This window comes from Butyrivibrio sp. DSM 10294 (assembly GCF_028539135.1).
Classification (GTDB): Bacteria; Bacillota; Clostridia; order Lachnospirales; family Lachnospiraceae; genus Butyrivibrio.
The window spans coordinates 1-1,646 of sequence record NZ_JANSWL010000015.1 but is presented as its reverse complement, the minus strand read 5'-3'; the positions used below and the strand labels follow the sequence as shown (position 1 = coordinate 1,646).

Below are 1,646 nucleotides of genomic sequence, written 5' to 3'. Positions count from 1 at the left end.
TTTTTTGTTTAATAGACTAACTATTAAATGTCAAGTTAAAACGAAGAGGTTTGTTTAATAATCAGTACCTTGAAAATTGCATGACAAATAGAGCATCCTTATGGGTGCTCAAATAGAATGAGGGATATTAATAGCATTATGCTTTGTGGTAAGGTTCTCCAGTTAATTGCATTCTATAAATGGTTCTGACTAGCTTTTTGCAGGCATGGGAGATAGCTACATTGTAGTGTTTACCTTCAGCTCTCTTTTTGGCAAGATATGCTCTAAAAGTAGGGTCCCATAAGCAGACAAAGCGTGTAGCATTAAACAATGCATACCGCAGATAACGCGATCCGCGTTTCTCCATATGTGAGTATGAGGCAGTCAATTGCCCTGATTGATATGTTGACGGAGAAAGACCTGCATAAGCTAAGATTTGGTCGGCATTTTCAAAGCGTGAAAAGTCACCTATTTCTGCAAGAATCATAGCCCCCATACGAGTGTTAATACCTGGGATTGAAGTTATTGGTGATTCTAGCGTTTTCATGACTGAATTGATGGTGGCTTCTATTTCATCAATCTCTTCGGTTAAGACTTCGGCTAGACGGATTGTATGCTTTAGTTCCATGGATTTAGCAGGTATGATGGTACCAATAGATGAAGTTGCGGCATCTCTTATAGCAATTGCCATATCTCGTCCATAATGGCCTTTTGATGATTTACTTAGAAGATGTTTTAGATGAGTTAGATTAGCTGATGCAATATATGATGCTCCCGGATATTCAGATAATAAAGCATAGACGGAAGAAATATGAAGGGTAGGCACTAGCTTTTCTAACTCTGGAAAAAGAATGCTTACAAGCCTGGATATAGAGACTTTTAACCTAGAACGTTCAGAAACTTTGTTGAAACGATATCTAGTGAGAGACTTTAATTCTTCGTTGTGGTATGATGAGTCCGAGTAGGGCTTGAGTGTCTTATCGGTCAATAACATCATAGCAATCGAAGATGCATCGACTTTATCCGTTTTCGTCTTTCTAAGGCTCTGACCTTTTCTGAAAAGATTTGTATGTAGCGGATTGATAACATAGCTGGCCAGGCCGTTATCAAGGAGCGAGCGTAGGAGATTCATATGATAATGCCCGGTAGCCTCTAGACCTACTTTTATTTCTGAAGAGTCTGAGCTTAATGAGCAAATCTTATCGTACAACTCGTCAAATCCCTGTAACGAATTCTGGATAGTAAATGGTGAGAATAGAACTTCGCCATCAGAACCCAGGATACAGCAATCATGCTTATCCTTTGCAACGTCAATACCAACATAGATCATACACATGATCCTCCTTAAACAGTATTTGATGCTGCTGTTGATCCACAAGACTCTCTGCCGATGTAACCTCGTTCTATATAAACCGTCATGCGGTATCTAACTGATTAACACTTTTGACAAAGAGGCTGTGGTCGGAGCCTATCGATAACCGTCTATGCGGTAGGAAATTCCAACCAATCCACAGCATCTTCAACAGCATACCCTATACCTATAGAAGAGGTAAAGAAAGGGTATGATCATATAATACGAGGAAATTCCTCCGAATTTCCTATTAAACAAAAAACGCTCCGCTATGGATGCGCACTCGCGCGTAAGGTATATGTTGCATAAATGCAAC

The 1,646-nt window shown here is 39.7% G+C and carries 1 protein-coding gene; it reads right to left on the bottom strand.

Features of this window, described 5'->3' with window-relative positions:
• Positions 1-136: 136 nt before the first annotated feature.
• Positions 137-1,309 carry an IS110 family transposase gene (locus NXH67_RS00115; RefSeq protein WP_022779910.1) on the bottom strand — a complete coding sequence of 391 codons (1,173 nt, stop codon included), beginning with the start codon at positions 1,307-1,309 and terminating at the stop codon, positions 137-139.
• Positions 1,310-1,646: the final 337 nt, after the last annotated feature.